The organism is Pseudocolwellia antarctica (genome assembly GCF_049933045.1).
Classification (GTDB): Bacteria; Pseudomonadota; Gammaproteobacteria; order Enterobacterales; family Alteromonadaceae; genus Pseudocolwellia.
In genome coordinates this window covers 124,155-150,069 of sequence record NZ_CP187926.1, presented here as the reverse complement: position 1 = coordinate 150,069, position 25,915 = coordinate 124,155, and the positions used below count along the sequence as shown (strand labels likewise).

The window sequence follows — 25,915 nt, the reverse complement described above, 5'->3', positions numbered from 1 at the left end:
AATATTTTTATTTAATTCTGTATTTACAAGTACATCAACATACGTGATGTACATATAAGGTTAATAATCTAAATCGTCTTCTAACAAGTGAAGCTCAGCATCACTATCTAAACGTTTACCACCCTTGGTTAGAATGGTTAATTCATTTTTAACTGATTCTGGACGTTTAATTTTAGATTCAATTTTTAAAGCTAGGTTTTCACGGCTACGACCGAGTTTAGCTCTAAAGCTTGGTAAGCTTTCTACTAATACGGTTACGTGCTCTGGCATCTCGATAGGAATAATGTCACCCGCTTCAAGTTCCATAATTTGTGATAAGGGTAAGTTTACTTCGATAAATTTAGTAGATATTTCAATTGGCACATCCATAATTTCATCACGTAATGCTTTAGACCAACGCATGTCGGTATCTTCTTTATCACTTTGAACACCAGCGTCTAACAGCTCTCGAATAGGTTCAAGCATGGAGTAAGGTAAGGCAACATGAAAATCACCTCCACCACCATCTAGTTCAATATGAAATGAGCTAATAACAACAACTTCTGTAGGGCTGACTATGTTCGCCATTGATGGGTTTACTTCTGAATCTAAATATTCAAAAGAAACATCCATAACAGGTGACCAAGCTTCTTTATAATCTTCAAATATTAATTTAAGTAACATTTGAATAATTCGACGTTCAGTTGGAGTAAATTCTCGACCTTCAATCTTTGCATGATAACGCCCGTCACCACCAAAAAAGTTATCAACTAAAATGAAAACCAATCGAGCTTCCATGGTAATTAACGCGGTACCTTTTAAAGGACGAAAACGCACCATATTTAAGCTTGTTGGAACAAATAAGGTATGAACATATTCGCCAAACTTGATCATTTGAATACCGTTAATTGAAACCTCGGCAGTTCTACGCATCATGTTAAATAAACTAATACGCATATGACGAGCAAAGCGTTCATTAACCATTTCAAGCGTAGGCATACGCCCACGAACAATTCTATCTTGTGATGAAAAATCGTAGTCAGACATACCGTCTGATGCGGCACTGTCCTCTACTAGCTCTTCTTCTTCAACGTCATCAACACCATGTAATAGCGCATCAATTTCATCTTGCGATAATAAATCACTCACTCGATAGTCTCTTTATAGTTATCATATTTTTTTAGCATAATCTTCGGATATTAGTTATTTGCTCTCGCAAATTATAATCAGTGACAAATAATCAATCACTATTGCATTACAAAACCAGTAAATAGTACTTCTTCAACTATTTTCTTGTCTTCAATATCCATTAGTACCGTTTGAATTTCAGTTGACGCTTTTTGTTTTAATGATACTTTACCAGCGCTTGTTGCTAGATCATCAGCATTTGCTTGAGAGAATACACCTAACAAAGTGCTTTCAATTAAAGGAATATGTATTTTAGCGGTTTCTTCATCGTCACCACCACGTACTAATAATTGTACTCGTATTTCAACAAAGCGGTCTCGAGCTGCACCAGGAACATTAAATCGAAAAGGTCTAGGCATAGGAACATAAATAGCGGTGCCAATTTCTGCACTACCTGATCCTGAACTAACAGTCGCTTCAGCGCTATCGCCTTCGCCACCATTTAATGCAGCTTCAATTTGCTCAGGAGTAGGCTCATCACTACCTCCCATAAAAAGAAAAGCACCTGCGCCTGCCGCAGCTAAAAGAACAACTGCAGCAATAATGATGATTAATTTCTTTTTGCCACCACCTGCATTATCCAGTTCTAACTCTTCTTCTTTATCATCAGCCATTTTTGATCCTTAAGCTTATACATACCAATGGTTTAACTATAGCCTTGAATGGCTGTCTAGCCAATGTGTTTTATACAATTAAACATAGTAATCAACACCAGTTGATGAAGCTTTAAGCACTTTTGCGTGTTCGCTATTCATAGCGCCCTCTAAAGAACCATCTTCGCCATTCTCACCTTGACCACCTGAACCTTGATTGCCTTGTCCATTCATAGCCGATTGATTAGAATCTTGCTTAACATTAGCATCGCCAACATCAACGCCATTATCAGCCATCATTTGTTTTAATCTATCCATATTTTGCTCAAGCGCTTCTTTAGCTTGTTGATTTTGTACAACAAAACTTACTACCGCTTGTTCATTTTGCATATTAATACGAACTTGCATGCTGCCTAGCTCTGGTGGATCTAACTGAATGTCAATTTGTTGGATTTTCTGACTGATCATCACCATAACTTTGTCTTTTACAGCATCAGTAAAATCTTTGCGCATAATGGAAATAGTTTCAGCTTGCTGAATAACCGTATTCTTTTGCGTTTGCGCTAAATCAGCAGATAAGGTCTGCATAACATTGTCAAAAGAGTGTTCGTCTTGCATATAGCGTTCGCCATCTACAGCGTCATTTACTTCTCTTTGAGACAGGGTATCGAATAACGGGTTAATCGCTTGATTTGGTTTTGCACTATTCGTTGAATTGTTGAGTGAACTATTCGCTGACTTTACTTCTGCAGTTAATAATTCATCCTTAGCTAATTCAGTAGCTGCAACCTCATCCGAAACCTCGCCTGAGCTATCAAGAACTTTACTTGAAGCACTATCAGCAACTACAGCTTGAACTGAGTCTTTACTTTTTGCGCTGACTTGTTCTGTTTTAAAAGCAGCTTGATTAATGCTATTCAATTGATTTTCTTTAACATCACTTTTTACAGTATTTAATTGCTCAGATTCAACTGATTCTGATGTACTTTCAGCAAGTGACTTCGCAACTTCTTGCGCATTATTTAAGGCAGTAGTTTTACCATCTACTTTGGTCACGTCTTTATTAAGTTGGGGCTCTGATGCTTGAGGTTTTAATTGTGCTACGACTTGTTCGGTCGTTATGTTCTTCTCATTCTTTGCGGCTTCGCTAGCAGATACTAAAGAAATGGCTTTATCACTCTCCACATCAGTAGCTTCATCTGATAATTGAACACCGTTATTTGCTTTATCGATAACAGATTGCTGGTTAGCTTTAGCAGCGAGATCGTTCTGAGCGACTGAAGCTAATTTGTCTGTTGTAACATCATCTTTAGCGGCATCACCTGAAACACTACTAGCACCTGAAACACCATTGGCACCTGCTAACTTCGTAATATCAGCTAATTTTTGTTGGTCGCTACTTGCGTCAGTTTTAGCGTTTTCTAACTTAACTGATTCATCACCATTTTTAACTAAAGTATTTGTACTTTCTGAGGCTTTTGATTTAAGTAATTCGTTTACTTTATTCAGTATTACAGAATCATCAGTACCTGTTTTGGATTTTTCACCTGAAGTAACAGGAGTCACAGGGGTTACTGGATTTTTTTCAGCATCTTCAGAGCTTGTCCTCTCTTTACCGCTTAACACTTTTTCTGATGCGTTAAGGAAAGACAATAACTGTTCAGGATTAGTAAATAGACTGGCGTTATCTGACTCGCTAGTACTAACAAGTAATAACTCAGCAGAGCTTTCCTTTTTAGCCTCTGCAGCTTCGGCTTTACTTAACTGTGCTTGAGTATATAAATCAGCGTCGCTGCTATTTTTAGCTTCTGCGGCGAGGTTTTCGGTATCTGATTTTTGGCTTTCTATTTTTTTATTATCGGCGTGAGTTGTATCTTCACCATTAATATTAGTGACATTACTCGCACTATTATTGTTTTCTGATCCTGCTTTTTTCTCAGAATGTTGATTACTTTGGGCTTGAGTTTGCTCTTCATTGCCGACTTTGGCTGCATTGTTGCCGCTTTGTTTCGGCGCTTTGTGCTGCTCCATTAAATTAGAAAACAATGCTGAACCATCTTTTTTAGATTCAGACGAGTTACCACTAAGCACTTTACTATCAGTAGCTTGAGATAATTCCAAAGTTAAGTAATTCATATTAGACATAAAATTTCCTGCAAATAGATGCTGCTATTATTTTTATTCATCACAAATAAAAAGCCACGAGACTAAAGTAAAGCAAAACACGTTCCAATCGTTACTCTATCTATATATTCTTTATACGCTCTCTACACACTTTCTATAGATTATCGATTTCTCCGAACAAATTGTTGAGTCGCTATTTCATCAAACATTTTCTGTTCTTTTTTATTCTCGATCACAACTAAAGCTTTCAATTTTTTATTACGTAATAAGTCAACGGCTTGGACTTTTTGTCTTTGTAATAGCCATTCTCTTTTACGCTTTTCTACCATAGATTTCGCTTGCGTTAAGGCTATTTCAACTTGATGTGATGCATTATCTAATTTTTTTATAAAGGCATGAAAATGACTAAACGTATGACTATTAATACCTTCTTGAGAACGTTGTTCTAAACGTTTCATATATTCTAATCGGTAGTCACTTACACTATTTAAACGTTGTAAATTCTGTTGATAGTCAGTTTCTGCTTGTCGTAAATTTTGAGCCGCTTTATCTACTTTGTCTTGTTCGTATTTGTGTAATGTATTCAGTTGTTTCATCGGCATAATAAACCTCCTTTAAAAACGAAAGTAAAAGCAACAATAAAAATGAGACCTTTCATAAAGATAGACATACGTTTATTGACCCTGTTGAGCATGAGCTTGTGCTGCTGCGATTATTTCTTGTAACTGACTTAAGCTTTGTTCGTATGGAATAATTTCTGATGTTTTTTGCTGTAAGAAGAAGTTAATCACTGGCAATAAGGTAATGGATTGATCAATACGAGGATCACTACCTTTGCTGTAAGCGCCAATCGAAATAAGATCTTTGTTTTGCTGATATAAGGAATAAACTTGTTTTAATTGTCGTGCAAGTTGTTGATGCTCAGGTGAAGTCACCATGGGCATTACACGACTGATAGAAGCTTCAATATCTACCGCTGGATAATGACCTGAGTCAGCTAAATCTCTTGATAGAACAATATGACCATCTAAAATAGCGCGAGCTGCATCAGCAATCGGATCTTGTAAATCATCACCTTCTGTTAATACGGTAAAAAAGGCGGTAATTGATCCTTGCCCTTCTCCACCATTACCTGCACGTTCAACTAATTGCGGTAATTTTGAAAACACCGAAGGCGGATAACCTTTGGTCGCAGGTGGCTCGCCTACGGCAAGTGCAATTTCACGCTGAGCTTGTGCATAACGTGTAATTGAATCTATCAGTAATAATACATTTAAGCCTTGATCACGAAAGTATTCAGCAATTTGTACTGAGGTTTCACAACCTTTTAATCGCATTAACGGTGAATTATCTGCAGGTGCAGCGATAACTACTGAGCGCTTACGTCCTTCTTCACCTAATATTTCTTCAATAAATTCTTTAACTTCTCGTCCACGTTCGCCAATCAGTCCAACAACAATAACATCGGCTGTTGTTCCTTTGGTCATCATGCCTAAAAGTACACTTTTACCAACACCAGAACCTGCGAAAAGTCCCATACGTTGACCTGTACCTACCGTTAAAAAACTATTAATAGCACGTACACCAACATCTAAAGGTTCAGTAATGGCACGGCGCGATAATGGATTAATGGGTTTGCCGCTGTATTGATAAGATTCAGGTTGTTTTATTGGACCTTTGCCATCGATAGGTTTACCAACACCGTCAATAACACGTCCTAATAATTCCATTGAAAAAGGTAATCGCGCTTTAGTTGCTAATGGAACTACGCGTGCGCCAGGTAAAACACCTTGCAGGCTTTCTTCTGGCATAAGATAAGTTTTGTCTGCTTCGAAGCCAACAATTTCAGCAATAAGGTCGCCATTAGACGTTTCAACTAAACATTGGCTGCCAACGGGGGCTTTAACACCAACGGCTTCAAGGGTTAAACCAACAACACGCACTAATCTACCCGCAACAGAAACCTTGTGCGGTTTGATCATAGTTTGGCAATTTTTAAGTCTTTCGGTGATGCGGTTATAGTCAAGCATAATAGTTTTTTGACGTTATGACCTTTTACTTATTGATGTAGTGCATCTTGCAAAAATGATTCCAATACGTCTGTCATGCGTGATTTAATGCTGAGATCAACATTAGATGTGCTGTTTTCTATTTGGCAGCTGCCTCTTTCTAACTGAGGTGCAGCAAGTAACTTCCAGCCTTGTTCAAGGATATAGTCACTACCAAACTGTTCTTCAACGATTTTAATGTCGTCAGGGTGAATAAGTATTTGGGTTTTTGCTTCTTGGCTAGGTAATATTTTTATACCTTCACCTATAGCCGCAGTGATAATATCTGGATTGGTTTTTGCTTCTTGCAAGGTGATTGCTTGAGTCAGTTGCACAACTAAATGTAACAGCTGTTCTTCTATGTTTTTTTCAACATTAGCTAATGGGGTATGTAATTGCTGAACAAGCACTTTCCATTCTTCAGCTAGAGTATCTATAACTTCTTTGCCTTCAGTTAATCCTGTTTCTTTACCTTCTTCATGCCCTGTTTTTAAGCCTTCTTCACGGCCTGAGCTTAAACCTTCTTCGTAACCTTTTGAGTAACCTTCTTCTTTGCCTTGATTAAAACCTTCTTCGTGAGCGGCTTGACGAATTTCTTCAATGTCTTCTGCCGTTAAAGGTGTAGGTTCTTCAATATGAACTTCTTCTGGTGGCTCATATTTCCAGGTACTTTTTTTACCAAGCGCATTGGTTTTGTTTTCATCGTTAGTCTGCTGAGTTTTTTCAACATGTGGAATAGACCAAAGGTCAGTCTTTATTTCAGTCGATCCTTTTACGATTTTTTGGCTCATTATAAGAACTCATCTCCGCCGCCACCGCCGCCCAGCATAATTTCGCCAGCGTCAGATAGTTTACGTGCTACAGCAAGAATTTCTTTTTGTGCAGCTTCTACTTCAGTAATTCGAACAGGACCCATAGCTTCTAAGTCGTCTGCCATCATTTCAGCAGCACGTTTAGACATATTAGCCATAATTTTATCTTTAAGGGCATCATCTGCACCTTTAATCGCTTTCATTAACGAATCTTGTTGAACATCTCTAAGTATAGCTTGAATACCGCGATCATCAACATCAGCAAGGTTTTCAAATACAAACATAAGATCTTGTATTTGTTGGCTCATCTCTTCGTCATGTTCACGAATAGCATCCATTAATGCGCCTTCTACGTTAGTGTCTAAGAAGTTCATAATGTCGGCAGCAGCTTTTAAACCGCCCATTTTCGCTGATTGCGCGCCAGCTTGACCCGCAAATTGTTTTTCCATTATCTCGTTTAATTCTTGCAATGCTGCTGGTTGAACTTCTTCAAGGTTAGCAATACGCATGGTTAAATCTAAACGTACTTTGTCAGCAAATTGACTTAAAATTTCAGCCGACTGATCGGGTTCTAAATAAGATAAAACGATAGTTTGAATTTGAGGATGCTCATTACGAATAATGTTAGCAACTTGCTTAGAGTCCATCCATTTTAATGAATCTAAACCTTTGGCTCCGCCACCCATAACAATTTGGTCAATTAAATTGCCCGCTTTGTCTTCACCTAATGCTGCGGTTAAAGCTTTACGTACAAATTCTTCACTTTGAAAACCGATAGTACTGAAGTTTTGAATTTCTTTAATAAATAACTTATGAACTGCTGTTATTTTTTCTTGGGTAAAGTCTTGCATAGCGGCCATGCTAGTACCTACTTGCTGTACTTGCTTTGGCTCTAAGTGTTTTAATATTTGCGCGGCATCTTCTTCTGACAAACTTAATAGCAAGATAGCGGCTTTTTCTGTTCCATCTAGTTTATCTACATCAAATCCCGCTGGGGCATTTGCCATAGGTGCTAGCTCTTGTGATTCATCACTCATCTTCAATCAACCAACTTTTAACTACTTGAGAGGATAATTCAGGTTCATTTGCAACCAGAGCCCGAACCGCTTTTAAAATGTCTTCGTCACGATGTAAGTCTGGTAATTGTAAACTACCATCAGAGGCAAAGCCTACTGCGCCTGCATCGAATTCTGTGGTTAACATATCCATAGTTTCATCACCTAAATCAATATGGCTATCAAGTGATTTGTCACCGTAATCTTCAGGTGATTGGTCTGGATAAATTAAGCGTTTAAGCATTGGACGAACCACTGCCATAATCAAAACAATAATAACAATAGCGCCAAGTACTAGTTTTAATACCTTTAAGAACCAAGGCTGTTCATACATAGGTACGGCAACTTCAGCAATAATGTCTGCGCGTGAAAACGGTAATGTAAGCACTTCTAAAACATCGCCACGTTGTAAGTCAAAACCTACGCTACCTTGTAATAAACGACGAATATTAGCTATTTCTGACTCGCTTCTTGGTGCATACGTAATAGCGGGAGTGGTACCTTCTTCACCATCAGCATTTGGTGCAGCTGGAGCTGTTGTTGATAAATAGTCTAGTGCAACTGAAACACTTATGCGACGAATAACACCCGTTTGTTGTTTAGTGTGGCTAATGGCTTCGTCTAATTCATAGTTTTTAGTAGATTCTAAGTGATTACGGCTCGGCATTGATTTAGCTTGTGAACCGCCCGTCGCATTTTCTGGAATGTCCGACTCTAACGGTGGTTGGTTTGATAACGCACCAGGAATACCACCTAACATACCGCCAATAGTTTTATCTTCTACTTTCATTTCACTACGTAGTGCAGGTAAGTCAGAGTTATAACGACGTTGTGTTTCTTCTGTATTCGTAAAGTCCATGGTTACATCAACTTGCGCTGTGTAATTACCTAAACCTACAACAGGAATAAGAATTGAATCTATTTTGTTCATGTATTCAGATTCACGTTTCTGCTCTATTTCAAACTCTTTACGTGAGCGAGATGAAAGCGAACTTTGTGAACCTGAGTTTAGTAAGCGACCGTTTTGGTCGGTAACCGTTACTTTATTAGGGGTTAAACCTTGTACGGCTGAGGCAATAATATCGACAACGGCATCTACTTTCTCTTCAGGTAATTGACGACCTTTTTGTAAGGTAAGTACTACGGTTGCAGATGGAGATTTAACACGTTTAGCAAAAATATTATCTTTAGGGATAGCCAGTAACACTTTAGCGCGAACAATGGATTGTAGCTCTTCAATCGTTCTTGCAAGTTGTTGCTCGCGTGAATGTTTAAGACGTTCGCTTTCAAGACGTTGGCTTACACCAAAGCCCATATCTTCCATAATAATTTCATTACCTTCTACTTTCTCGTTCGTTAAGCCTTCACGAGCCAATAGTAATTTAACATCTTGGTAATCATCAGTAGGTACTGAAATAGAATTGTTTTCTTGAATGTAATCAACTTTATTCGCATCAAGGTAATCCATTGTTGTGATAAGTTGTTGCGTTGGAAGCTTAGCAATTACGCGGTATTCAGCTTGATTTGCCCACATGATCACAAAGATCGCGATAACTAAACAAATAGCCAATGCCATGATTAGCGTAAGTTGTCTTAGTACATCAACGTTACCAAGTGCTGATGCAAAGCCTGACTTTTGCTCTTCTGAAATGCTATCTGAGTTATCGTCAGCTAGAATCATTCCTGTGTTATCAACTGTATCAGCCACTTAATTTCTCCGCCAATTTCGAATAAGGATATGAATAAAGGGAAATGCCTAAACAGGCATATTCATGATTTCTTTGTAGGCTTCTACAAATTTATTACGTACTTGAACGGTAGCTTCGAACCCTATACTGGCTTTTGATGCTGAGATCATTGTTTGTGCAAGTGTTACGTTAGGATCTCCCATTTCAAAAGCAGTTCGTTCAGCGCCTGCGGTTTGCTGAATATCGTTTACTGAATTTACGGCATCTTTTAATAAATCACCAAAACTACTGCTACTTGACTTGTTTACAGACGGAATTGCGTTGTCTGATGTAATAGCTTGCGTATTATGGTTCATTGCCTCTAAAGACATACTTTGCATTTGTGCAAATAAAGAATTTGATTTGATATCCATAGTATTCTCGCTTGTGTCAATTTCTTGATGTTTATTCTGATACTAGGGATAAAGCAATCATAATGCCAAGGTAGAAATATAAATTTACATTTATAATAAGTGCTTTATTTTCAATAAATTAAAGAAAATATTATTTCGAGGAAATTAGATAGTATGCAATAAAAAACCCAGCATATAGATACTGGGTTTATGGATTTTGAACTGAGTTGATAACCTTGCTAATGCTCTTATCTTAATCTGATGTTTAATCTGATATCTTAATATAGATATCAACATAAAATATTAAGCACTCAGTTATCTAAATGCTTGTAATATTATGCAGGTATTTGAATACCTGAATCGCGCATTTTTGCAATTTTATAACGTAATGTTCTTGGGCTAATACCTAAACGTTCTGCAACATTTTTACGGCTACCTTGACATGCATTTAAGGTATCTAAAATAATTTGATGTTCTTGAATTTTTAGCTCGCTACCTAACTTATCATCAGAAACCACATGCATTTCATTTGCTGTTGGTAAAGTAGTTGTTTCAAACTGCTCAATTAATAGATCCGACGCATCAATCACATTATCACTATGTAAAATTAATGCTCTTTGTAATACGTTGTCTAGCTCTCTTACATTTCCAGGCCAATCGTAAGCAATTAATTTACTACGCGCTGCAGCGGTAAATTCAGGAATTACATCTGAACCTTTTTGTGCAATGCGTTCAACCAAATGTTTAGCTAAAGGTAAAATATCATCTCGTCTTTCTGCAAGAGCTTTCCAAGTCAGTGGAAATACATTGAGTCGATAATATAAATCTTCTCTGAATACACCCTCGCCAACAGCTTGTTTTAAATCGCGGTTACTTGTGGCAATCACTCTTACGTCTAACTTAATGGTTTTACGACCACCTAAACGTTCAACTTCTCGCTCTTGCAATACACGTAATATTTTAGCTTGTAAGCTTAAGTCCATTTCGGTAATTTCGTCTAACAGTATAGTACCGCCTTGCGCTTGCTCGAACTTACCAGGAGATGCTTGAATAGCACCTGTGAAAGCTCCTTTTTCATAACCAAATAACGTTGCTTCTAACATGTTTTCAGGAATAGCCGCACAGTTAATCGCTACAAAAGGGTTTTCACTACGTTCTGAATTGTAATGAACATATTGAGCAAGAACTTCTTTACCTGAACCACTTGGACCTAAAACCATCACTGAAGCGTCTGTCGCTGCCACTTTTTTAGCAAGTGACAGTAATTCGATACTTTTAGCATCAGCAACTACAGGTTCAAATGGGTTAGTCACTTCAAGAGGAACATATTGATTAACCATATTGAGCAATACTTCAGGCGAGAATGGCTTAGCCATATAATTACTCGCACCATCTTTCATTGCTTGAACCGCATCATCGATAGTGCCGTATGCCGTCATAATCAATACAGGCATTTGCGGTAAATTGTTTTTAATGCTTTTTAATAATGTTAAGCCAGACATACCGTCCATCTGAACATCGCTTACCACTAGATCCACTTTATGTGTTTTAAGTTGTAATAACGCGACTTCACCCGACTCAGCTTCAACACACTGAAATCCTGCTAGCATCAATGTATCAACTAAGGCTTCTCTTAATCCTGCATCGTCTTCAACGACTAAAATCTTACTTGTGCTCATTAGCTTTCTCCATTGGTGAAGCATGAAAACTGCTGACTGTTGAACCTTGTTTAGCTGTACTTGCTTGAGCTGGCTTTTTATTAGGGCTTTGTTTAATCGTGGTTTCAAGCAATGGGATATGAATGCAGAAATGCGCACCCTCACCTGCTTTGCTCACTAACTTAACATCACCTTGATGTGCATTAGCTACCGATTTCACAACCGCTAATCCTAACCCCGTGCCTTGCGAGCGCGACGTATAGAAAGGTTCGAATATTTTATCTGCGAGTTCTTTATCAATGCCTTTGCCGTTATCTCTAACACTTAATAAGGCATAACCGTCTTTACAATAAGAAGTTAGCTCAATTTGAGCACCTTCTTTAATCACTTGAATACTATTCAGTACTAAATTTTGTATTGCACCTGTTAGTGCACTTTTATTACCTAAAATTTGGCAATCGGTTTCACATAACTTAAAAGTAATTTTTGCATTTTCTTTCTTAACAATGGCATCTATAGATTGAGCAGAACTCGTTAACAAATCATTAATTGATAAAGGCTCTACCACTTGCTGTTTACCACTTTTAGCAAAAAGCAGCATATCGTTAACTTGTTGCTCTAAATCTTGTAATCGAGACATCAACTTATCTTGAAAGCTTTCTCTCGACTCAGGTGTTATTTTTTTATTTTGTAAATTTGCGCCATATAACATAGCAGCAGAAAGTGGTGTTCTAATTTGATGAGCTAAAGTTGATACCATTCTTCCTAAAGAAGAAAGTCGCTGTAGCTGACCAAGTTTGTCTTGTAGTAATCGAGTTTCGGTTAAGTCGGTGATCATGATAAGTTGACCGGGTTGATCACCTAATGCAGTAATTTCTAACTTAACTCTGCGACCATCATTTAATGACACTTCATGCCAATCATCCGCACGAGGTTTAAAAGAGCGTTTAATAACATTAAACCAAGCTTGACCTAAAATAGGCTCATCAAGTAATTCACGTGCAACATCATTAATTTTTACAACAACGCCATTACCATCAAGAATAATCATGCCTGTTGGCATTACATCAATCACTTGATTCAGTTGTTTGACTTGTTCTTTTAATTCGGATATTTCATCAGTATTAGAATGCAATTTTCTATTCGCAGATGATTCACCTGCATAAAAAGAAAACGTGCTTTGTTCAAATGTATTATTGATGTTTGTTACTGCTGAAGTTGCATATGTCATAATTGATCACTCGATTATTGATTACACATACAACAAAGCATTTACCGTGCCAAATAATAAACACTTAAAATACATAGTGATAGAGACAACAAAAGGATAAAAGAGAGAGTTTTCAAAGGTCAATTTTTTGGCTAGAAACTAAATTACTTTCATTTATCCATTAATAATTTCATATATGAACGTTAGCTGCTGAAAGTATCGACACGGTAATGAATTTCCCTAGTTATGGGGATGTTTATAGGTATAAAAAAAGAGATAACTTAATCCTGCGAAGGTTACGTTATCTCTTTTATGAAGATTATTTGGGAATAATTTAAAGCTATTTCTGTAAGCTATATTTACGCATTTTCTCAACTAACGTTGTTCTGCGCATACCTAAGGTTTCTGCAGCTCTTGCTACAACCCAATCGTTAATATCTAATGACTGAGTCACTAAAGAAACTTCAAGCTCAGCTAAATAATCTTTTAAGTTAAAACCTTCGGTAGGTAAAACTGTAATATTTTCTGTTCCATTAGGATCTTCTGAGTCTGAAGATGCTCCTTCGTCATCATCGTCATAATTAAAACCGGCAAACATCTCGTTAATTGCATCACGTTCTTGCAATTCTTCAGGGTAATCAGGTTCATAATCATCAACTTCGATATGACGATACTTAAACGGTAACTGCCCAACATTCACCACTTGTTCGCCATACATAATGATCATGCGTTCAATCAAGTTAGAAAGTTCTCGAACGTTACCCAGCCATTTATGTTCTTTTAACGATTCAATGGCTTTTTCAGTAAAACGAACCGTATGTCCTTGCTCAGCAGTAAAACGCGAGATAAGTTCATTCATTAACAATGGAATATCGTCTTTACGTTCTCTTAGTGCTGGAGTTTCAATAGGGAAAACATTTAATCGGTAATAAAGATCTTCACGAAACTCGTTGGTTTTGATCATTTCTTCTAAATGTTGATGCGTAGCGGCAATAATACGTACATCAGCTTTTAAGCTTTTACTTCCGCCTACACGCTCAAAAGTACGTTCTTGCAGAACACGTAACAACTTAACTTGCATCGGTTGAGGCATATCACCAATTTCATCTAAAAATAAAGTGCCGCCTTCTGCCATTTCAAAACGCCCTTTTCGGGTAGAAATAGCCCCTGTAAAAGCACCTTTTTCATGACCGAATAATTCACTTTCTAATAAGTCTGGAGGAATAGCGCCACAATTAACGGGAACAAAAGGCCCTTTCGTGCGGTCAGACAAATTATGAATATTACGGGCAACAACTTCTTTACCTGTACCCGACTCGCCTAAAATTAATACATTAGCGCAAGTACTTGCAACTTGTTCAATTAAGAATCGAACTTGCTGCATAGGTTCGCTGGTTCCAACTAAAGAGCGGAACAGTACATTAGGACAATTGTCTCGGCGTTTGTTAGGTAAGTTATTATGATAATGATGGCTGTGATGAATAAGCTCAGTTAACTGGCTATAATTTAATGGTACCGACAACTCGCCGATAATATTATTAAACCGTGAAACTTGAGCTTTATCGATTAAGTCATGATAAATAAATGGACAAGCAGGATGGGATTTTATGATCGCAGCAATTTGATCCGAAATTTCTCCGCATACAACTACTGCGAGAATATTTGGAACATCAACGAGGTATTTAACAATGTCAGATTCTGGAAACACATGAAAGTGCTCACCGACAAATGCCAATACAGTCTCAATTTGATTTCTTCGTGCCGAATCGTTGTCGACAACTAGAATATATTTCTGCCCTTGCATAACTTCCTGAAGCTTATTTTATTATTAATATACATTTAGTATTAACGCGCTTTAGTGAATAATCAATAAAAAATTGACACTTGTTGTCAGTTATTTGACTTGTGTTAATTTGTTATTTTAAAGATGTTAATTTATTGTTATATATAATTATTTTAGTTTAAAAAAACATCATGGCATTTATTTTATTAAAAATAAGTCATGAACAAAATCAGATAAAATATAGAGATAAATACAGTTAATAACGCAAGGTTCTTAAGTAAAACAGATTACTTGCCGATATAAAGTAAATAATAAAGCCACTTAACATCTCAATTAAATCAATTAAAAATCAATTAAAAATTAATTAAAAATTAATTAAGGCATAAAAAGTGCTTATTAATTTTTGACATAAGTTATTGACATAAATTTATGACGTGAATTTGTGACATATAATTATGACGTAAATTTAACCTTAATAACTTAGTACTCAAATCATAATAGTGAATGCTCTACTCATTAATAAATAAAAGATGAATGAGTAAAATTAACTAAGTTGTTTACTGTATTTTAAATAAAGCATTATTAAGTACAATTCAGACGTTTTTCGTTTGATGATATATACTGATAACTTGCTTGTTAGTTAAAAGTAATAATTGGAATTTCCTATGACACATATATCTCTTAAAAAATATAAACAAACCAAAGTTAGCTCAGCTAAAGAGGCTTCGCCTTATCAACTTGTGGCTATGCTTTTTCAAGAACTGCTTGGTAATATTGCTTCTGCCAAAGGTGCTATTGAACAAAAAAACTTAGCTAGAAAAGGTGAGCTTATTTCAAAAGCGATTACGATTATTTCAGTATTAGAAGGCTCTATAGATTTTGAACAAGGAGGAGAAATTTCTAATAACCTTGCCGCATTATATGTTTATTGTTCAGAACAATTGCTTGAAGCAAACCTAAATAACAACGCAGAAATACTTGATGATGTTATCCAAATTTTGTTACCTATAAAAGCAGGTTGGGATGCTATTCCTGCTGATGCGCAAACAGCTGTAAGTTTCTAATGTCTGACACTTTTTCACAACAACTGAATCAGATCATTACTTTGTCAGAAAATATTTTATTATGGCTAAGTAATGAGTTTGAGCAAACAAATAATCAAGAAGAAGAATTAAATACAGAAGAGTTGTTACAGTGGAATAACGAGCGTGATCAGTTAATAAAATTAACCCTTAATGAACAAGAGTCTGAAAATTATAGTAAACACTTACCTTTAATTAATAAGATGGTAGCGCTTGATCAACAATTAACTCAGCAATCAGCTCAAAATAAACTCGTATTAAAAACGAGTTTACTTAAAATGAAAAAAAATCAAAAAGCAGCAAATACCTACAAAAAATATTAATTAGTTATCTAGAACTACACCGGGCATATTATCTAATTGCGCCTGTAAATAAGTACTTGTAGAGTTTAAATTAGCAACTAATAAATCCATCGCATTAAACTGTGATAATAAACGAGCTTCTAAAGCATCCATTTTAAGAAGAAAGCTAGCGTTATCATCTTCGAGTTGAGTTAATTGTGATTCTTTACTGTCAATACGTCCTTCAATAAGACCATCACTCGCCGTATAAAAATTAAGTAAATCATCCATAGATTGAGCAAAGCCGAGTGATGTAATTGAAGATGTATTATCGCCAGTAAAAAATTGCTCTACTGCATCAACATCACTATCAATAAAGTCATTGAGAATATCGCTATCTAATGATAATACACCATCAATATCTCCTGAAACCCCCAAAGCTGAAAGAGATAAAGTGTTTCCGCTCCCTGTATCAAACGAATTACTAATTTCTTGCCTTAGTTTATTCAAAACTCCTCGTAAAAGAGCATCGCCGGTCATAACACCTACACCATCATCACCTACGCCAGCTAAATTATCAGCTAATTCAATTAATGTATTGTAGCTAGAAACAAAACTATCTAAGCCGCTTTCAATATTACTATTATCTTCTGTAACGTTAGCACTGCTAGAATCATCGTCATCGTTATGGATTTTATTTACAGTTATATCGATACCATCAATAACATTAGTAAAAGTATTACTAGAACTGGTTGCAACAATATTTCCATCAAGAGTAATTTGAGCGTCTGAGGCAGCAGTAACTTCGGTCATGTTGGTTGAAAAACCATCTTCTTCACTGTTTGGTTGGTATGCTAGTCTTGAAAGGCCAATATTATCAACATTGTTAGCGTCATTACTGGTATCAGGTTCAGTTTCTTCTTCACCACCAATTATTCCACCGCCTAAGCCGCCATCATCCGTACTTCCATCATCATTTCCACCTGCAGCATCAACAGACTCATTAACGGTAATAGATATACCACTCTCTAGTCCTGTTTCGTTAGAGGTTAAAACTAAATGCTGACCTTCTACACCAGTAACAATAGTGGCTGTTATAGAGTCGTTATCATTACTATCGTTAATGGCGTCTCTAAGGTCTGCAAGAGTGTCGGTATCTGTTGTAGTAATATCAAAACTATTACCGCCAGAGTTAAAGGTAATGGTGCCTTCGCCAACGGCATCTGTTGCTTCAAAACCAATAGAAGATAATTTATGTTCTGTCGCTAACGCATCTACTTTAATAGCGTAACTTCCGACCTCTGCTGTTTCATCTGAAGATAAAGAAACAAAATCGTCTGAACCTGAAACACTACGTTGCTGATAATTATCTGCATCTGCCAAGCTTGCCATAGAAACCTGTACAACCTCAAGAGCCGACTTTAAAGCACCTACTGCGGAAATATCGGTAGTCAACGTTTCAGCTTTGGCTGTAGCTCTACTTTCATAAGGGGTTCGTTCTGCACCTACTAAGGCATCAACAATTTCAGAAACCTCTAGCCCTGAACCTATTCCTGTAAATGATATGATAATAATTCTCCTCGAGCTGAACTTAGTAACACTTGCTAGATAAACATAAAAAATAACGTTGTGGTATTATAATTAAACTTCTTCATTAACAAAAGAACCTGTCGCTTCAGAAAGCTTAGACACTAAGCTTAGCACTTCTTCTGAGGGATATTGTTTTAATATATCACCACTTGTTTTGTCTATAACTTTAATCACATCGCGGCCTGAATCTTTATCGACTAAAAACTCTAAACCTTTATTCATACCACCAACAAATTCCTGCAATTGTTGCGCCACCATTTCTAGTTGCTTAACGGTAATATTTGCAGGTTCTTCCGTTTCGACTTCTTGAACTTGAACGCTTTTAACTACTTCTTGCTCTATCTGTTTATTCGCGATGTTATTTTTAGTATTAACATCGTTAACGGTTAAGTCGACAGCTGAATTATTTATCATTGTATTCATTATAATCTCCTTCGTTTAATCCCAACATATATTTAGGGCTTAAGTAGAGTAATATAAAACGAAAAAAGGAAGACGCTATCTTAGATAGGCCTTCCAGTTTATTTGAGCTACTAACGTTAACGTTATTTATAACTCAATTATGCAGAAACGCTACCTATTAACCTAATAAGCTTAATGCTGCTTGAGGTAATTGGTTAGCTTGCGCTAAAATTGATGTACCTGCTTGTTGTAGTATTTGGTTTTTAGTCATAGTTGCTGTTTCTGTAGCAAAGTCAGTATCTTGAATTCGACTACGTGATGCTGATACGTTTTCAGATATATTAGCTAAGTTACTAAGTGTATGACTGAAACGATTTTGAACCGCACCTAAATCTGCTCTTTGGCTATCAATTTGAGCTAATGCACCGTCAATAACATCTATAGCTGACTGAGCACCATCTTGCGTGGCTAAATCAACATCAGATATTTGCGCTAATGTTGATACACCATCAATTCCTAAATCGCCATCTGTAGCTGTTACGGTAGAAAATGAATCTGTTGAGCTAAGCTTAATACTACCGGCAATAGTCGTTGAATCTGCCGCTGCAAGTTGGCCATCTAAACTTATAGCTACGGTTTGAACTGTACCATCATGATCAAGCCCTTGTACATTTAGATCTCCGGTTGTTGATGTAACATCAGCAATGCTAATATCGGCACCACTTTCATCTGTTAATGTAACCGTACCACCATCGTTAAATGCTGTTATACCCGTATCACCCGATACCGCATTTATCGCTTCTGTTAACTCTGACAAATCAGTAATATCTGAGTTATTTGCTGAGACAGTTGTTCCATTTAAGTCAAAAGACATAGTACCTGTTGCTGTAACAGAAAGTTGAGCTTGTGTTCTAGCATCTGCGGTAACACCTGTTTCAGTTCTAACCGCGTTAATTTTAGTTGCTATTTCTTCAGCGCTATCAGCAGCGGCTGGCGCTGTTGTTAAAGCTGTACCATTAAGACTTAAAGCACCACCTGTAACACCGTTATTCGATAGTGCGTCAGTATCTACCGCAGCAGAAGCACGTCCTAAACCTAAAGCTGAACCAGCTGCGCCAGCTAAAGTAAGTTGAAAAGAACCAATATCAGAAGCGGCTACACTTTTCAGGTTAACATTTATAGTTTCATTTGCATTAGCACCCACTTGGAAAGATCTAGAACCAAAAGAGCCATCTAATAACTGTGTATTACCAAAAGACGTAGTGTCTGAAATTCGCGTTAACTCTGTTTGTAAAGCGGCTACTTCTGTTTGTAAAGCGGCGCGATCTTCATCTGAGTTAGAACCGTTAGCCGATTGAAGTGCTAAATCACGCATACGTTGTAAAATACTTGTAGATTCTTGCATTGCGCCTTCAGCAGTTTGTGCCATTGAAATACCGTCGTTAGCATTTCGTTGTGCTACGCCTAAACCATTTATTTGTGACGTTAAACGGTTTGAAATTTGTAGACCTGCGGCATCATCTTTTGCGCTATTAATACGCATACCTGATGATAAACGTTCCATTGACGTTGCTAAAGCGTCGCTTGAGCTTGAAAGGTTACGTTGAGCGTTTAATGATGCTGAGTTAGTGATTACTGATAAAGCCATGGTGATACTCCTAAGTACAAAATAATATGTGGTTAATTTTAAACTTCGGAGCTTTAAATTTACAACTTCAGCCCCGTGCTAATTACAGTAACGGCAGCGCTAAAAATAACTTTAATCTTTTTTACTAAATAACTTATCTTTGAGGTTAAACCATTAAAATAAAGAGAATTTAATATGAATATTTATTTTTATTACCTTAATTTTTTATTACATCACTTTAAAATAAGTAATTAAACGCTCTTAGCTAATGCATTAATACCATTCTATAAGCCTAATTAGACTTTAAACAAGCTTAGTAACATTTGTATGTTTAGTTCTCTTCAGTCTGACTAAATAAAACACCTCGCTTTATACTTAATCTTTACTTTATATAACAACAGATGTAAAAAAGGCTGATGTGATATCAGCCTTTCTTACATTAAATATTTTTAATATTTAGTTGAACTAAATTAAAACATTAATAATTAACCACCTAGCAGGCTTATTGCTGCTTGTGGTATTTGATTCGCTTGCGATAAAATTGACGTGCCCGCTTGTTGTAATATTTGATTTTTTGTCATCATCGCAGTTTCTACTGCAAAGTCTGTATCTTGAATTCGACTTCGAGAAGCTGACACATTCTCAGAAATATTAGCTAAGTTACTAATAGTATGACTAAAGCGGTTTTGTATTGCACCTAAATCTGCTCGCTGCTCATCAATTTGAGCTAATGCTCCATCAATAACATCAATAGCTGATTGAGCACCAGATGCTAGTGATACATTAATTGTAGATACTGAATTTAATAACGAAGTTTCGTCAGCTCCAAAATCTGCATCTACAGCCGTTACGGTAGAGAATGAATTAGTTGAGCTTAATTTAACACTACCCGCAACAGTTGTTGAATCTGCAGTTGTACCTTGACCATCTAAAGATATAGGTGTGCTTTGGGAGCCACCATTTTGATCTAACCCAGCTACCGTTAAATCGCCATTCGCAGATGTAACATCAGCGATACTAATATCGGCACCACTTTCATCCGTTAATGTAACCGTACCACCATTATTAAACGCTGTAATGCCTGTATCGCCCGATACCGCATTTATAGCTTCTGTTAGCTCGGATAAGTCTGTAATGTCTGAGTTATTGGCAGAAACAGTTGTTCCATTCAAATCAAAAGACATAGTACCTACAGCACTAACTGCTAGTTCGGCTTGTGTTCTAGCATCTGCGGTAACACCTGTTTCAGTTCTAATCGCATTAATTTTTGTTGCTATTTCTTCAGCGCTATCACCAGCGATTGGCGCTGTTGTTAAAGCTGTACCATTAATACTTAAAGCACCACCTGCAACACCGTTATCCGATGCTGCGTCATCATCTGCCGCAGCAGATGCTCTACCAAGGCCTAAAGCTGAACCAGCTGCACCAGCTAAAGTAAGCTCAAAAGCACCAATATCAGAAGCAGCTGTACTACTTAAGTTAACATTAATTGTTTCATTAGAGTTCGCCCCCACTTGAAAAGACTTAGAACCAAACGACCCATCTATAAGTTTTTGATCACCAAAAGAGGTTGTATCTGAAATTCGCGTTAATTCTGTTTGTAAGGCAGACACTTCTTTTTGTAAAGCGGCGCGATCCTCATCGCTATTTGAACCATTTGCGGCTTGTAAAGCTAAATCACGCATACGCTGTAAGATATTGGTAGATTCTTGCATTGCACCTTCAGCTGTTTGTGCCATTGAAATACCATCGTTAGCATTTCGTTGAGCAACACCTAAACCATTTATTTGCGAAGTTAAACGATTTGCAATTTGCAAGCCTGCGGCATCATCTTTTGCGCTGTTGATACGCATACCGGATGATAAACGTTCCATTGAAGTAGCTAAAGCATCGCTTGAACTAGATAGGTTACGTTGGGCATTCAATGATGATGTATTTGTTACGACAGATAAAGCCATAATATAAACTCCTAATGTTTAAATAATTGCTTAAATAAATTTTATGTAATTAGAAGCTAATAAAATTAAAGCCTCTTACTTTCCACATTTATGCGGAACTAACTTTTAAAATGCAAAACACTTGCCAAAAAGAATATTTAATAAATAAAAAGGTTAAATATAATTAAATAAACTCATACTTTGTATTTGTGTAAACGTTTGCTGCGCCGCTTGTAAAGCCAGCTGAGATTGTTCGAAAGCTGAAACAGCTTCAGCATAATCTAAGTCTTCAATTTGACTTCTACCTTGTTCTAAATAAAGTGCGGTATCTAAATGGGTATTTTCTTGACGCTCTATTTGTTGAAGGTTTATACCCGCTTCAGCGCGTTGGTAGGTTATATGGTTCAAGGTGTTGTTAAATTGATCTAATATGGTATTAAAGTCGACTTGCCCTTGCTCTGTAGATCCTGAGTCGCTACCTGCATTTAACCAGTCAATTGCATTTTTGATGTTAGCAAACAGGCTTACTTCGCTTTCAGGGGTGATAGTAAATTCGTCACCCGGTAAAGGATTGCCGTTTAGCTGTACTTCAATACCTTCAAAGGCAATTGTTTGCCCTGCAACATAAGGTGTTGAATGAACAACATTAGCTGGTGTTGCCGAATCAGTAACGGTTAATACATCAGGTTCTGAAAAAGTAAAGGTATAATCTTGCGGGTTATTGCTCGCATTATTATATGCTTCACGATCGGTAATGTTTGCCGAGGTCAGTGAAACGCCCGACTCATTTGTTGTATAGTTCGCTGAAAAGTCGCCTGTAGCATTGGCTATATTTTGAAAAACTTGTTCGCCCGACTGATTTATAGGAACAAAAATGTTTGTAGCTATTTGTAGTTCGCGTACACCATTGTCGCCGTTATAATTAACGCTGTTATCGGGTTCTACAGAAAAAGGCTGCGTTTCAACTTGGTAACCTGAAAATATATACGTACCCGTTTCATCTTGGGTATTGGCAATGTCGAGCATTTCTTCTAAACCTTGCTCTAACTGTTGAGCAATGGAATGTAGATCTTCGTCTGAACGAGCACCGTTATTTGCTTCTAACATTAAGTCGCGTAGCTCATTTAGCACATTGGTGCTGCTACCTAATAACGTATCTTGTAATCCATTTCGGCTTTCCGCTTGTACAATATTACTTTTATAGCGTTCGATTGAAGCTAGTTCTTCTTTATAACCGGCTAAAGCACCGTAAGATACAGCATCGTCTTTTGCAGTAAGAACTGCTTTACCACTTGATATATAAGCTGACTGGTCGTTTACCAAAGATTGCGTTTGCGACATTTGCAAACCATTTTGATAATAAAATTGCGCTGTAGAAACTCTCATAAAATACTCCTACCTTACGGCTGCAAGTAATGTGTCAAAAATGGTATTTGCGGTTGATATAATCTGAGAAGCGGCTTGATAAGCTTGTTGATATTTTAATAAGTTAGCGGCTTCTTCATCGAGGTTTACACCTGATGTAGATTGATTTCGATTATAGGCTTGCGTGAATAGAGCTTGAGCTGTGCTTTCGGTTAGCTCTGCTGATTTAGCGGCTGAACCTACTGTTGCAGTTGATATACTTAAGCCTTGGGTAAATGAGTTTTTACCGCCATTAAGAATGCCTTGCTCTTGCGTTAATCCTAAAGCTACAGAATTACCGTTATTACCCGTTCCAAAAGCATCAGCTATAGAGAATATTTCTGGTGCTGCCGCACTTGACCCAGAAGGAAGTCCATCAACTTCTATTTCAAAAATAGCTGTTGCTGGTGACGGTGGAATTTGCACCGTTGTACCTGAACCTGGGACGTAACTCTCTGCAGGTATAATGTCTGCTGATGTTACTGAGTTATAAACACGGTATTCAAATGAGCCTGAAGTCGTTTCATAAATTTCTACGGCTAAGTTATTATCTATCGCATATTGCTGAGCGTCTGTAGCACTACTAACATTGGTAATTTCAACTGATGCGCCACCTTTATTTGTATTAGATGCAGTAACCTCAATTGCTGAACTGGCTGCAACACCAGAAGCTTGAGTTAAAGTAACTCCCATAAGCGCAGCACTGTTGTGTGCTGGTTTTATGATAAAAACATCACCGGCTTGTGGTGTACCTGACTCTTCATTAAATTGAAAACCGTAAGTATCCATTGCATTGCTATTAATAGATCCTTGTGTACCTAAATCAAGCGTTGAATTATCTGTTAGGTTGGTCATGATGTAATTAGTACCATTGTATTCGACCATAAATTCATCGGTGGGTATTTTACTAATATCTGTAATGGTTACGGTAGCTTCAGAATTACCTGAATTTTTAGAAGAAGCGAATACTCGTGATTGTTCTAAAAGCGGTGTATTAATATCAGTAAAGAAGTTTTGCCCTTCTTCATTATTTAAATCTAAACCTGAATGCTGAGCGTCATTAATAGTGCCCGATATTGCCATAGCAATTCGGTTCATTTCGCTTTGCACTTCAGCTACATGCTCGTCTCTAAATTCGTATTTAGCCGCTAAAGCACCGCCAACACTTGAACCATTAAGATAAACGGCACTGTTAGGACCTACGATACTAAGAACGGTTTGATTTGGATCGGGATCACCGGCTTGTACACCCACTGATAATGAAGTGCTACCGGCAACTAATGTCGCGCCATCGCCAATCATTACCGTCATAACACCCAAACTGTCCACTATTGTATTTACGCTAGTGTATTGACTTAACTCATTAACTAAGTTGTCGCGGGCGTCTAATAAATCGTTCGGCTGACCCTGTACTGAATGCTGACTAAATAAAATTTGTTCATTAATGTTGCCAATTTGTACCGATATATCAGAGATATGGTCTGCTATTTCAACGATTTCACCATTGGTTGATTTAACCATTTGGTTTAAGTCGTCGTTAATTGCATTTAAATCGTCACTCAATATTTTAGCTTGGCTAATTGCCATGTTGCGTAAACCCAGATCACTTGGATTATCACTAATGCTGTTAATTGCTTCGTAAAAACTTTCGATGGATGAATTAATTGCTCCGCCAGAAAAGGTCATTACCTGATCTAACTGGCCTAAATCAACATTTAATGAATCAGCATTGCTTAAGCTGGTTTGACTTAATAGTTGTTCTTTATAAGAGAATTGGTCGTATACGCGGCTAATATCTTCAATATAAGTGCCGCTACCAATAATGTTGCCACCTGAATATATACCTGTGGTTGCATTTTGTTCGGCACGTTGGCGGGTATAACCTTCGGTATTTACGTTTGCGATGTTGTTACCGGTGGTGGCAAGTTGTTGCTGAGAAGCTAATAAGCCGCTAACACCTGTATTATATAAATTAACAGTCATAAGATCTCCTCCAGTAAAACAGCATCATAAAAATAGGTAAAACATAAATAATTATTTGTTTAATAAGCTGGATACTGTGCGTAAGGTTCCCATGATTTTTTTTGCGTAGTTAGGATCAGTCGCATAGCCAGCATCTTGTAATGTATGCAGAAACTGTTCCACATTTGATGTTTGTTCTAAGGCAGGTTGATATCTTTCGCTGGTAGATAAGAAATTAACGTAATCGTTAACGCTTTCAGCTATTGATGAATACACTCGGAAAGGCTCACGCTTTTTGATCATGGTGCCTTGTTCAAACTCTAACGTTTCGGTTGTGGTTTTATCACCTTGCCAACGCGAATCAGCCTTGATATTAAACAAGTTATTAGAGCTTTCACCTTGATTTGTTTTAATTATTTTTTGTCCCCAACCTGTTTCTAATGCGGCTTGCGCAATAACCACTTCGAATGGAATATTAAGCTTAGCTTCAACCTGTTTTGCGGGTTGTGTCATGGCTGTAATAAAGTCTGCAGGGTTATTAAATTCAGGTTGTAATGGGCTACTTGCAGTAATGTTGTTATCGTTATCTGTCGTAGTATTTTTTGACAGATATTTTGGTACTTCGCTGTTGATTTTGTCAGTTGTTTGACGATCCTCGTTGATCGTTTTAACTAAAGGATCTCTGATATTCTGTAAATCGAATACGTTTTTACCACGAGAATCTAAGTTACCGTCATTTCTTAATACGCTATGAGGTGTGAAGTTCTCGCTGTCTCCGCCAAGTTGTCTAACGATCAACTCTGACAAACCTAAAGCACCGTTATCTGATAGCTCTAGCGACATTTGTTGATCGTGCATTTGACGGTATGATTTTGAGGTTTCTGAATTGAATGGGCTGTCTGACTCTAAAACATCTTGCGCACTTCGCATACTTTTTAACAGCATCTGCATAAATATAGCTTCGAACTGTTTAGCGGCTGTTTGAAGTGCTGCTTCTTTCTCGCCTTCATCGGTTGATTTAGACTGTTGTCTAACCGAGTTTAAGCCATTTACATCAAGAAAGTTTTGCGCATCAGTGAGTTTAGTCATAGTGTTATTGG

At 37.2% G+C, this 25,915-nt stretch carries 21 protein-coding genes and 1 pseudogene; 2 read left to right on the top strand and 20 right to left on the bottom strand.

Annotated features, from left to right (window positions below):
- Positions 1–60: 60 nt before the first annotated feature.
- The 12 genes from fliM to ACPUVN_RS00595 all read right to left on the bottom strand — a co-directional run bounded on the left by fliM (position 61) and on the right by ACPUVN_RS00595 (position 14,551).
- Positions 61–1,128 (bottom strand): flagellar motor switch protein FliM, encoded by a 1,068-nt coding sequence (gene fliM, locus ACPUVN_RS00650; protein WP_426358499.1) that lies wholly within the window; start codon positions 1,126–1,128, stop codon positions 61–63.
- A 98-nt stretch (positions 1,129–1,226) separates the two neighbouring features.
- Positions 1,227–1,781 carry a flagellar basal body-associated protein FliL gene (fliL, locus tag ACPUVN_RS00645; RefSeq protein WP_426358500.1) on the bottom strand — a complete coding sequence of 185 codons (555 nt, stop codon included), beginning with the start codon at positions 1,779–1,781 and terminating at the stop codon, positions 1,227–1,229.
- Between the two features lie 78 nt (positions 1,782–1,859).
- Positions 1,860–3,905, bottom strand: a complete 2,046-nt coding sequence (locus ACPUVN_RS00640) for a flagellar hook-length control protein FliK (protein WP_426358501.1) — start codon at positions 3,903–3,905, stop codon at positions 1,860–1,862.
- Positions 3,906–4,045: 140 nt separating this feature from the next.
- Positions 4,046–4,486, bottom strand: coding sequence for a flagellar export protein FliJ (gene fliJ, locus ACPUVN_RS00635; RefSeq protein ID WP_426358502.1), 441 nt, complete (start codon positions 4,484–4,486; stop codon positions 4,046–4,048).
- Positions 4,487–4,558: 72 nt separating this feature from the next.
- On the bottom strand, positions 4,559–5,914 hold the full coding sequence (gene fliI / locus ACPUVN_RS00630; RefSeq protein WP_426358503.1) for a flagellar protein export ATPase FliI: 1,356 nt from the start codon (positions 5,912–5,914) through the stop codon (positions 4,559–4,561).
- A 29-nt stretch (positions 5,915–5,943) separates the two neighbouring features.
- Positions 5,944–6,723, bottom strand: a complete 780-nt coding sequence (fliH, locus tag ACPUVN_RS00625; RefSeq protein ID WP_426358504.1) for a flagellar assembly protein FliH — start codon at positions 6,721–6,723, stop codon at positions 5,944–5,946.
- Positions 6,723–7,781 carry a flagellar motor switch protein FliG gene (fliG, locus tag ACPUVN_RS00620; protein ID WP_426369742.1) on the bottom strand — a complete coding sequence of 353 codons (1,059 nt, stop codon included), beginning with the start codon at positions 7,779–7,781 and terminating at the stop codon, positions 6,723–6,725. The genes fliH and fliG overlap by 1 nt, the downstream gene beginning before the upstream one ends.
- Complete coding sequence (gene fliF, locus ACPUVN_RS00615; protein ID WP_426358506.1) at positions 7,774–9,507, bottom strand: flagellar basal-body MS-ring/collar protein FliF; 1,734 nt, start codon at positions 9,505–9,507, stop codon at positions 7,774–7,776. Before fliF ends, fliG begins: the two co-directional genes overlap by 8 nt.
- Before the next feature lie 48 nt (positions 9,508–9,555).
- Entirely contained in the window at positions 9,556–9,900 is a 345-nt protein-coding gene (gene fliE, locus ACPUVN_RS00610) for a flagellar hook-basal body complex protein FliE (RefSeq protein WP_426358507.1), read from the bottom strand.
- A 314-nt stretch (positions 9,901–10,214) separates the two neighbouring features.
- Positions 10,215–11,558 carry a sigma-54-dependent transcriptional regulator gene (locus ACPUVN_RS00605; RefSeq protein WP_426358508.1) on the bottom strand — a complete coding sequence of 448 codons (1,344 nt, stop codon included), beginning with the start codon at positions 11,556–11,558 and terminating at the stop codon, positions 10,215–10,217.
- Positions 11,545–12,768 carry a sensor histidine kinase gene (locus ACPUVN_RS00600; protein ID WP_426358509.1) on the bottom strand — a complete coding sequence of 408 codons (1,224 nt, stop codon included), beginning with the start codon at positions 12,766–12,768 and terminating at the stop codon, positions 11,545–11,547. The genes ACPUVN_RS00605 and ACPUVN_RS00600 overlap by 14 nt, the downstream gene beginning before the upstream one ends.
- Before the next feature lie 319 nt (positions 12,769–13,087).
- On the bottom strand, positions 13,088–14,551 hold the full coding sequence (locus ACPUVN_RS00595; protein ID WP_426358510.1) for a sigma-54 dependent transcriptional regulator: 1,464 nt from the start codon (positions 14,549–14,551) through the stop codon (positions 13,088–13,090).
- Positions 14,552–15,195: 644 nt separating this feature from the next.
- Here ACPUVN_RS00595 and fliS point away from each other — a divergent pair.
- Positions 15,196–15,594: a flagellar export chaperone FliS gene (gene fliS, locus ACPUVN_RS00590; RefSeq protein WP_426369741.1), complete on the top strand. Its 399-nt coding sequence runs from the start codon at positions 15,196–15,198 to the stop codon at positions 15,592–15,594.
- Positions 15,594–15,935 carry a hypothetical protein gene (locus ACPUVN_RS00585; protein ID WP_426369740.1) on the top strand — a complete coding sequence of 114 codons (342 nt, stop codon included), beginning with the start codon at positions 15,594–15,596 and terminating at the stop codon, positions 15,933–15,935. The genes fliS and ACPUVN_RS00585 overlap by 1 nt, the downstream gene beginning before the upstream one ends.
- Here ACPUVN_RS00585 and fliD read toward each other — a convergent pair whose 3' ends face one another.
- The 8 genes and pseudogenes from fliD to flgJ form a co-directional block, all read right to left on the bottom strand.
- The gene (fliD, locus tag ACPUVN_RS00580; RefSeq protein ID WP_426370591.1) at positions 15,936–17,444 is read right to left on the bottom strand and encodes a flagellar filament capping protein FliD; all 1,509 of its coding nucleotides are present in this window, start codon (positions 17,442–17,444) and stop codon (positions 15,936–15,938) included. It abuts the gene before it with no gap.
- Between the two features lie 90 nt (positions 17,445–17,534).
- Positions 17,535–17,906 carry a flagellar protein FlaG gene (locus ACPUVN_RS00575; protein ID WP_426369739.1) on the bottom strand — a complete coding sequence of 124 codons (372 nt, stop codon included), beginning with the start codon at positions 17,904–17,906 and terminating at the stop codon, positions 17,535–17,537.
- Positions 17,907–18,063: 157 nt separating this feature from the next.
- Positions 18,064–18,654: a flagellin gene (locus ACPUVN_RS00570; RefSeq protein ID WP_426370590.1), complete on the bottom strand. Its 591-nt coding sequence runs from the start codon at positions 18,652–18,654 to the stop codon at positions 18,064–18,066.
- A pseudogene (locus ACPUVN_RS00565) lies at positions 18,628–19,533 on the bottom strand (flagellin hook IN motif-containing protein); the annotation flags it as partial. The gene ACPUVN_RS00570 and the pseudogene ACPUVN_RS00565, both read right to left, overlap by 27 nt.
- 464 nt (positions 19,534–19,997) lie before the next feature.
- Positions 19,998–21,470, bottom strand: a complete 1,473-nt coding sequence (locus ACPUVN_RS00560) for a flagellin (protein WP_426358515.1) — start codon at positions 21,468–21,470, stop codon at positions 19,998–20,000.
- 153 nt (positions 21,471–21,623) lie between these two features.
- Positions 21,624–22,835: a flagellar hook-associated protein FlgL gene (gene flgL, locus ACPUVN_RS00555; RefSeq protein ID WP_426358516.1), complete on the bottom strand. Its 1,212-nt coding sequence runs from the start codon at positions 22,833–22,835 to the stop codon at positions 21,624–21,626.
- A gap of 9 nt (positions 22,836–22,844) precedes the next feature.
- Positions 22,845–24,836: a flagellar hook-associated protein FlgK gene (flgK, locus tag ACPUVN_RS00550; RefSeq protein WP_426369738.1), complete on the bottom strand. Its 1,992-nt coding sequence runs from the start codon at positions 24,834–24,836 to the stop codon at positions 22,845–22,847.
- 51 nt (positions 24,837–24,887) lie between these two features.
- Entirely contained in the window at positions 24,888–25,904 is a 1,017-nt protein-coding gene (gene flgJ / locus ACPUVN_RS00545; RefSeq protein WP_426369737.1) for a flagellar assembly peptidoglycan hydrolase FlgJ, read from the bottom strand.
- Positions 25,905–25,915: the final 11 nt, after the last annotated feature.

What these genes read in the sequence shown, in the direction of transcription:
- fliL (WP_426358500.1), bottom strand. Translation starts at nt 1,781, where the DNA reads ATGGCTGATGATAAAGAAGAAGAGTTAGAACTGGATAATGCAGGTGGT.
- ACPUVN_RS00640 (WP_426358501.1), bottom strand. Translation starts at nt 3,905, where the DNA reads ATGTCTAATATGAATTACTTAACTTTGGAATTATCTCAAGCTACTGAT.
- fliJ (WP_426358502.1), bottom strand. Translation starts at nt 4,486, where the DNA reads ATGCCGATGAAACAACTGAATACATTACACAAATACGAACAAGACAAA.
- fliI (WP_426358503.1), bottom strand. Translation starts at nt 5,914, where the DNA reads ATGCTTGACTATAACCGCATCACCGAAAGACTTAAAAATTGCCAAACT.
- fliH (WP_426358504.1), bottom strand. Translation starts at nt 6,723, where the DNA reads ATGAGCCAAAAAATCGTAAAAGGATCGACTGAAATAAAGACTGACCTT.
- fliG (WP_426369742.1), bottom strand. Translation starts at nt 7,781, where the DNA reads ATGAGTGATGAATCACAAGAGCTAGCACCTATGGCAAATGCCCCAGCG.
- fliE (WP_426358507.1), bottom strand. Translation starts at nt 9,900, where the DNA reads ATGGATATCAAATCAAATTCTTTATTTGCACAAATGCAAAGTATGTCT.
- ACPUVN_RS00605 (WP_426358508.1), bottom strand. Translation starts at nt 11,558, where the DNA reads ATGAGCACAAGTAAGATTTTAGTCGTTGAAGACGATGCAGGATTAAGA.
- ACPUVN_RS00600 (WP_426358509.1), bottom strand. Translation starts at nt 12,768, where the DNA reads ATGACATATGCAACTTCAGCAGTAACAAACATCAATAATACATTTGAA.
- ACPUVN_RS00595 (WP_426358510.1), bottom strand. Translation starts at nt 14,551, where the DNA reads ATGCAAGGGCAGAAATATATTCTAGTTGTCGACAACGATTCGGCACGA.
- fliS (WP_426369741.1), top strand. Translation starts at nt 15,196, where the DNA reads ATGACACATATATCTCTTAAAAAATATAAACAAACCAAAGTTAGCTCA.
- ACPUVN_RS00585 (WP_426369740.1), top strand. Translation starts at nt 15,594, where the DNA reads ATGTCTGACACTTTTTCACAACAACTGAATCAGATCATTACTTTGTCA.
- ACPUVN_RS00575 (WP_426369739.1), bottom strand. Translation starts at nt 17,906, where the DNA reads ATGAATACAATGATAAATAATTCAGCTGTCGACTTAACCGTTAACGAT.
- ACPUVN_RS00560 (WP_426358515.1), bottom strand. Translation starts at nt 21,470, where the DNA reads ATGGCTTTATCTGTCGTAACAAATACATCATCATTGAATGCCCAACGT.
- flgL (WP_426358516.1), bottom strand. Translation starts at nt 22,835, where the DNA reads ATGAGAGTTTCTACAGCGCAATTTTATTATCAAAATGGTTTGCAAATG.
- flgK (WP_426369738.1), bottom strand. Translation starts at nt 24,836, where the DNA reads ATGACTGTTAATTTATATAATACAGGTGTTAGCGGCTTATTAGCTTCT.
- flgJ (WP_426369737.1), bottom strand. Translation starts at nt 25,904, where the DNA reads ATGACTAAACTCACTGATGCGCAAAACTTTCTTGATGTAAATGGCTTA.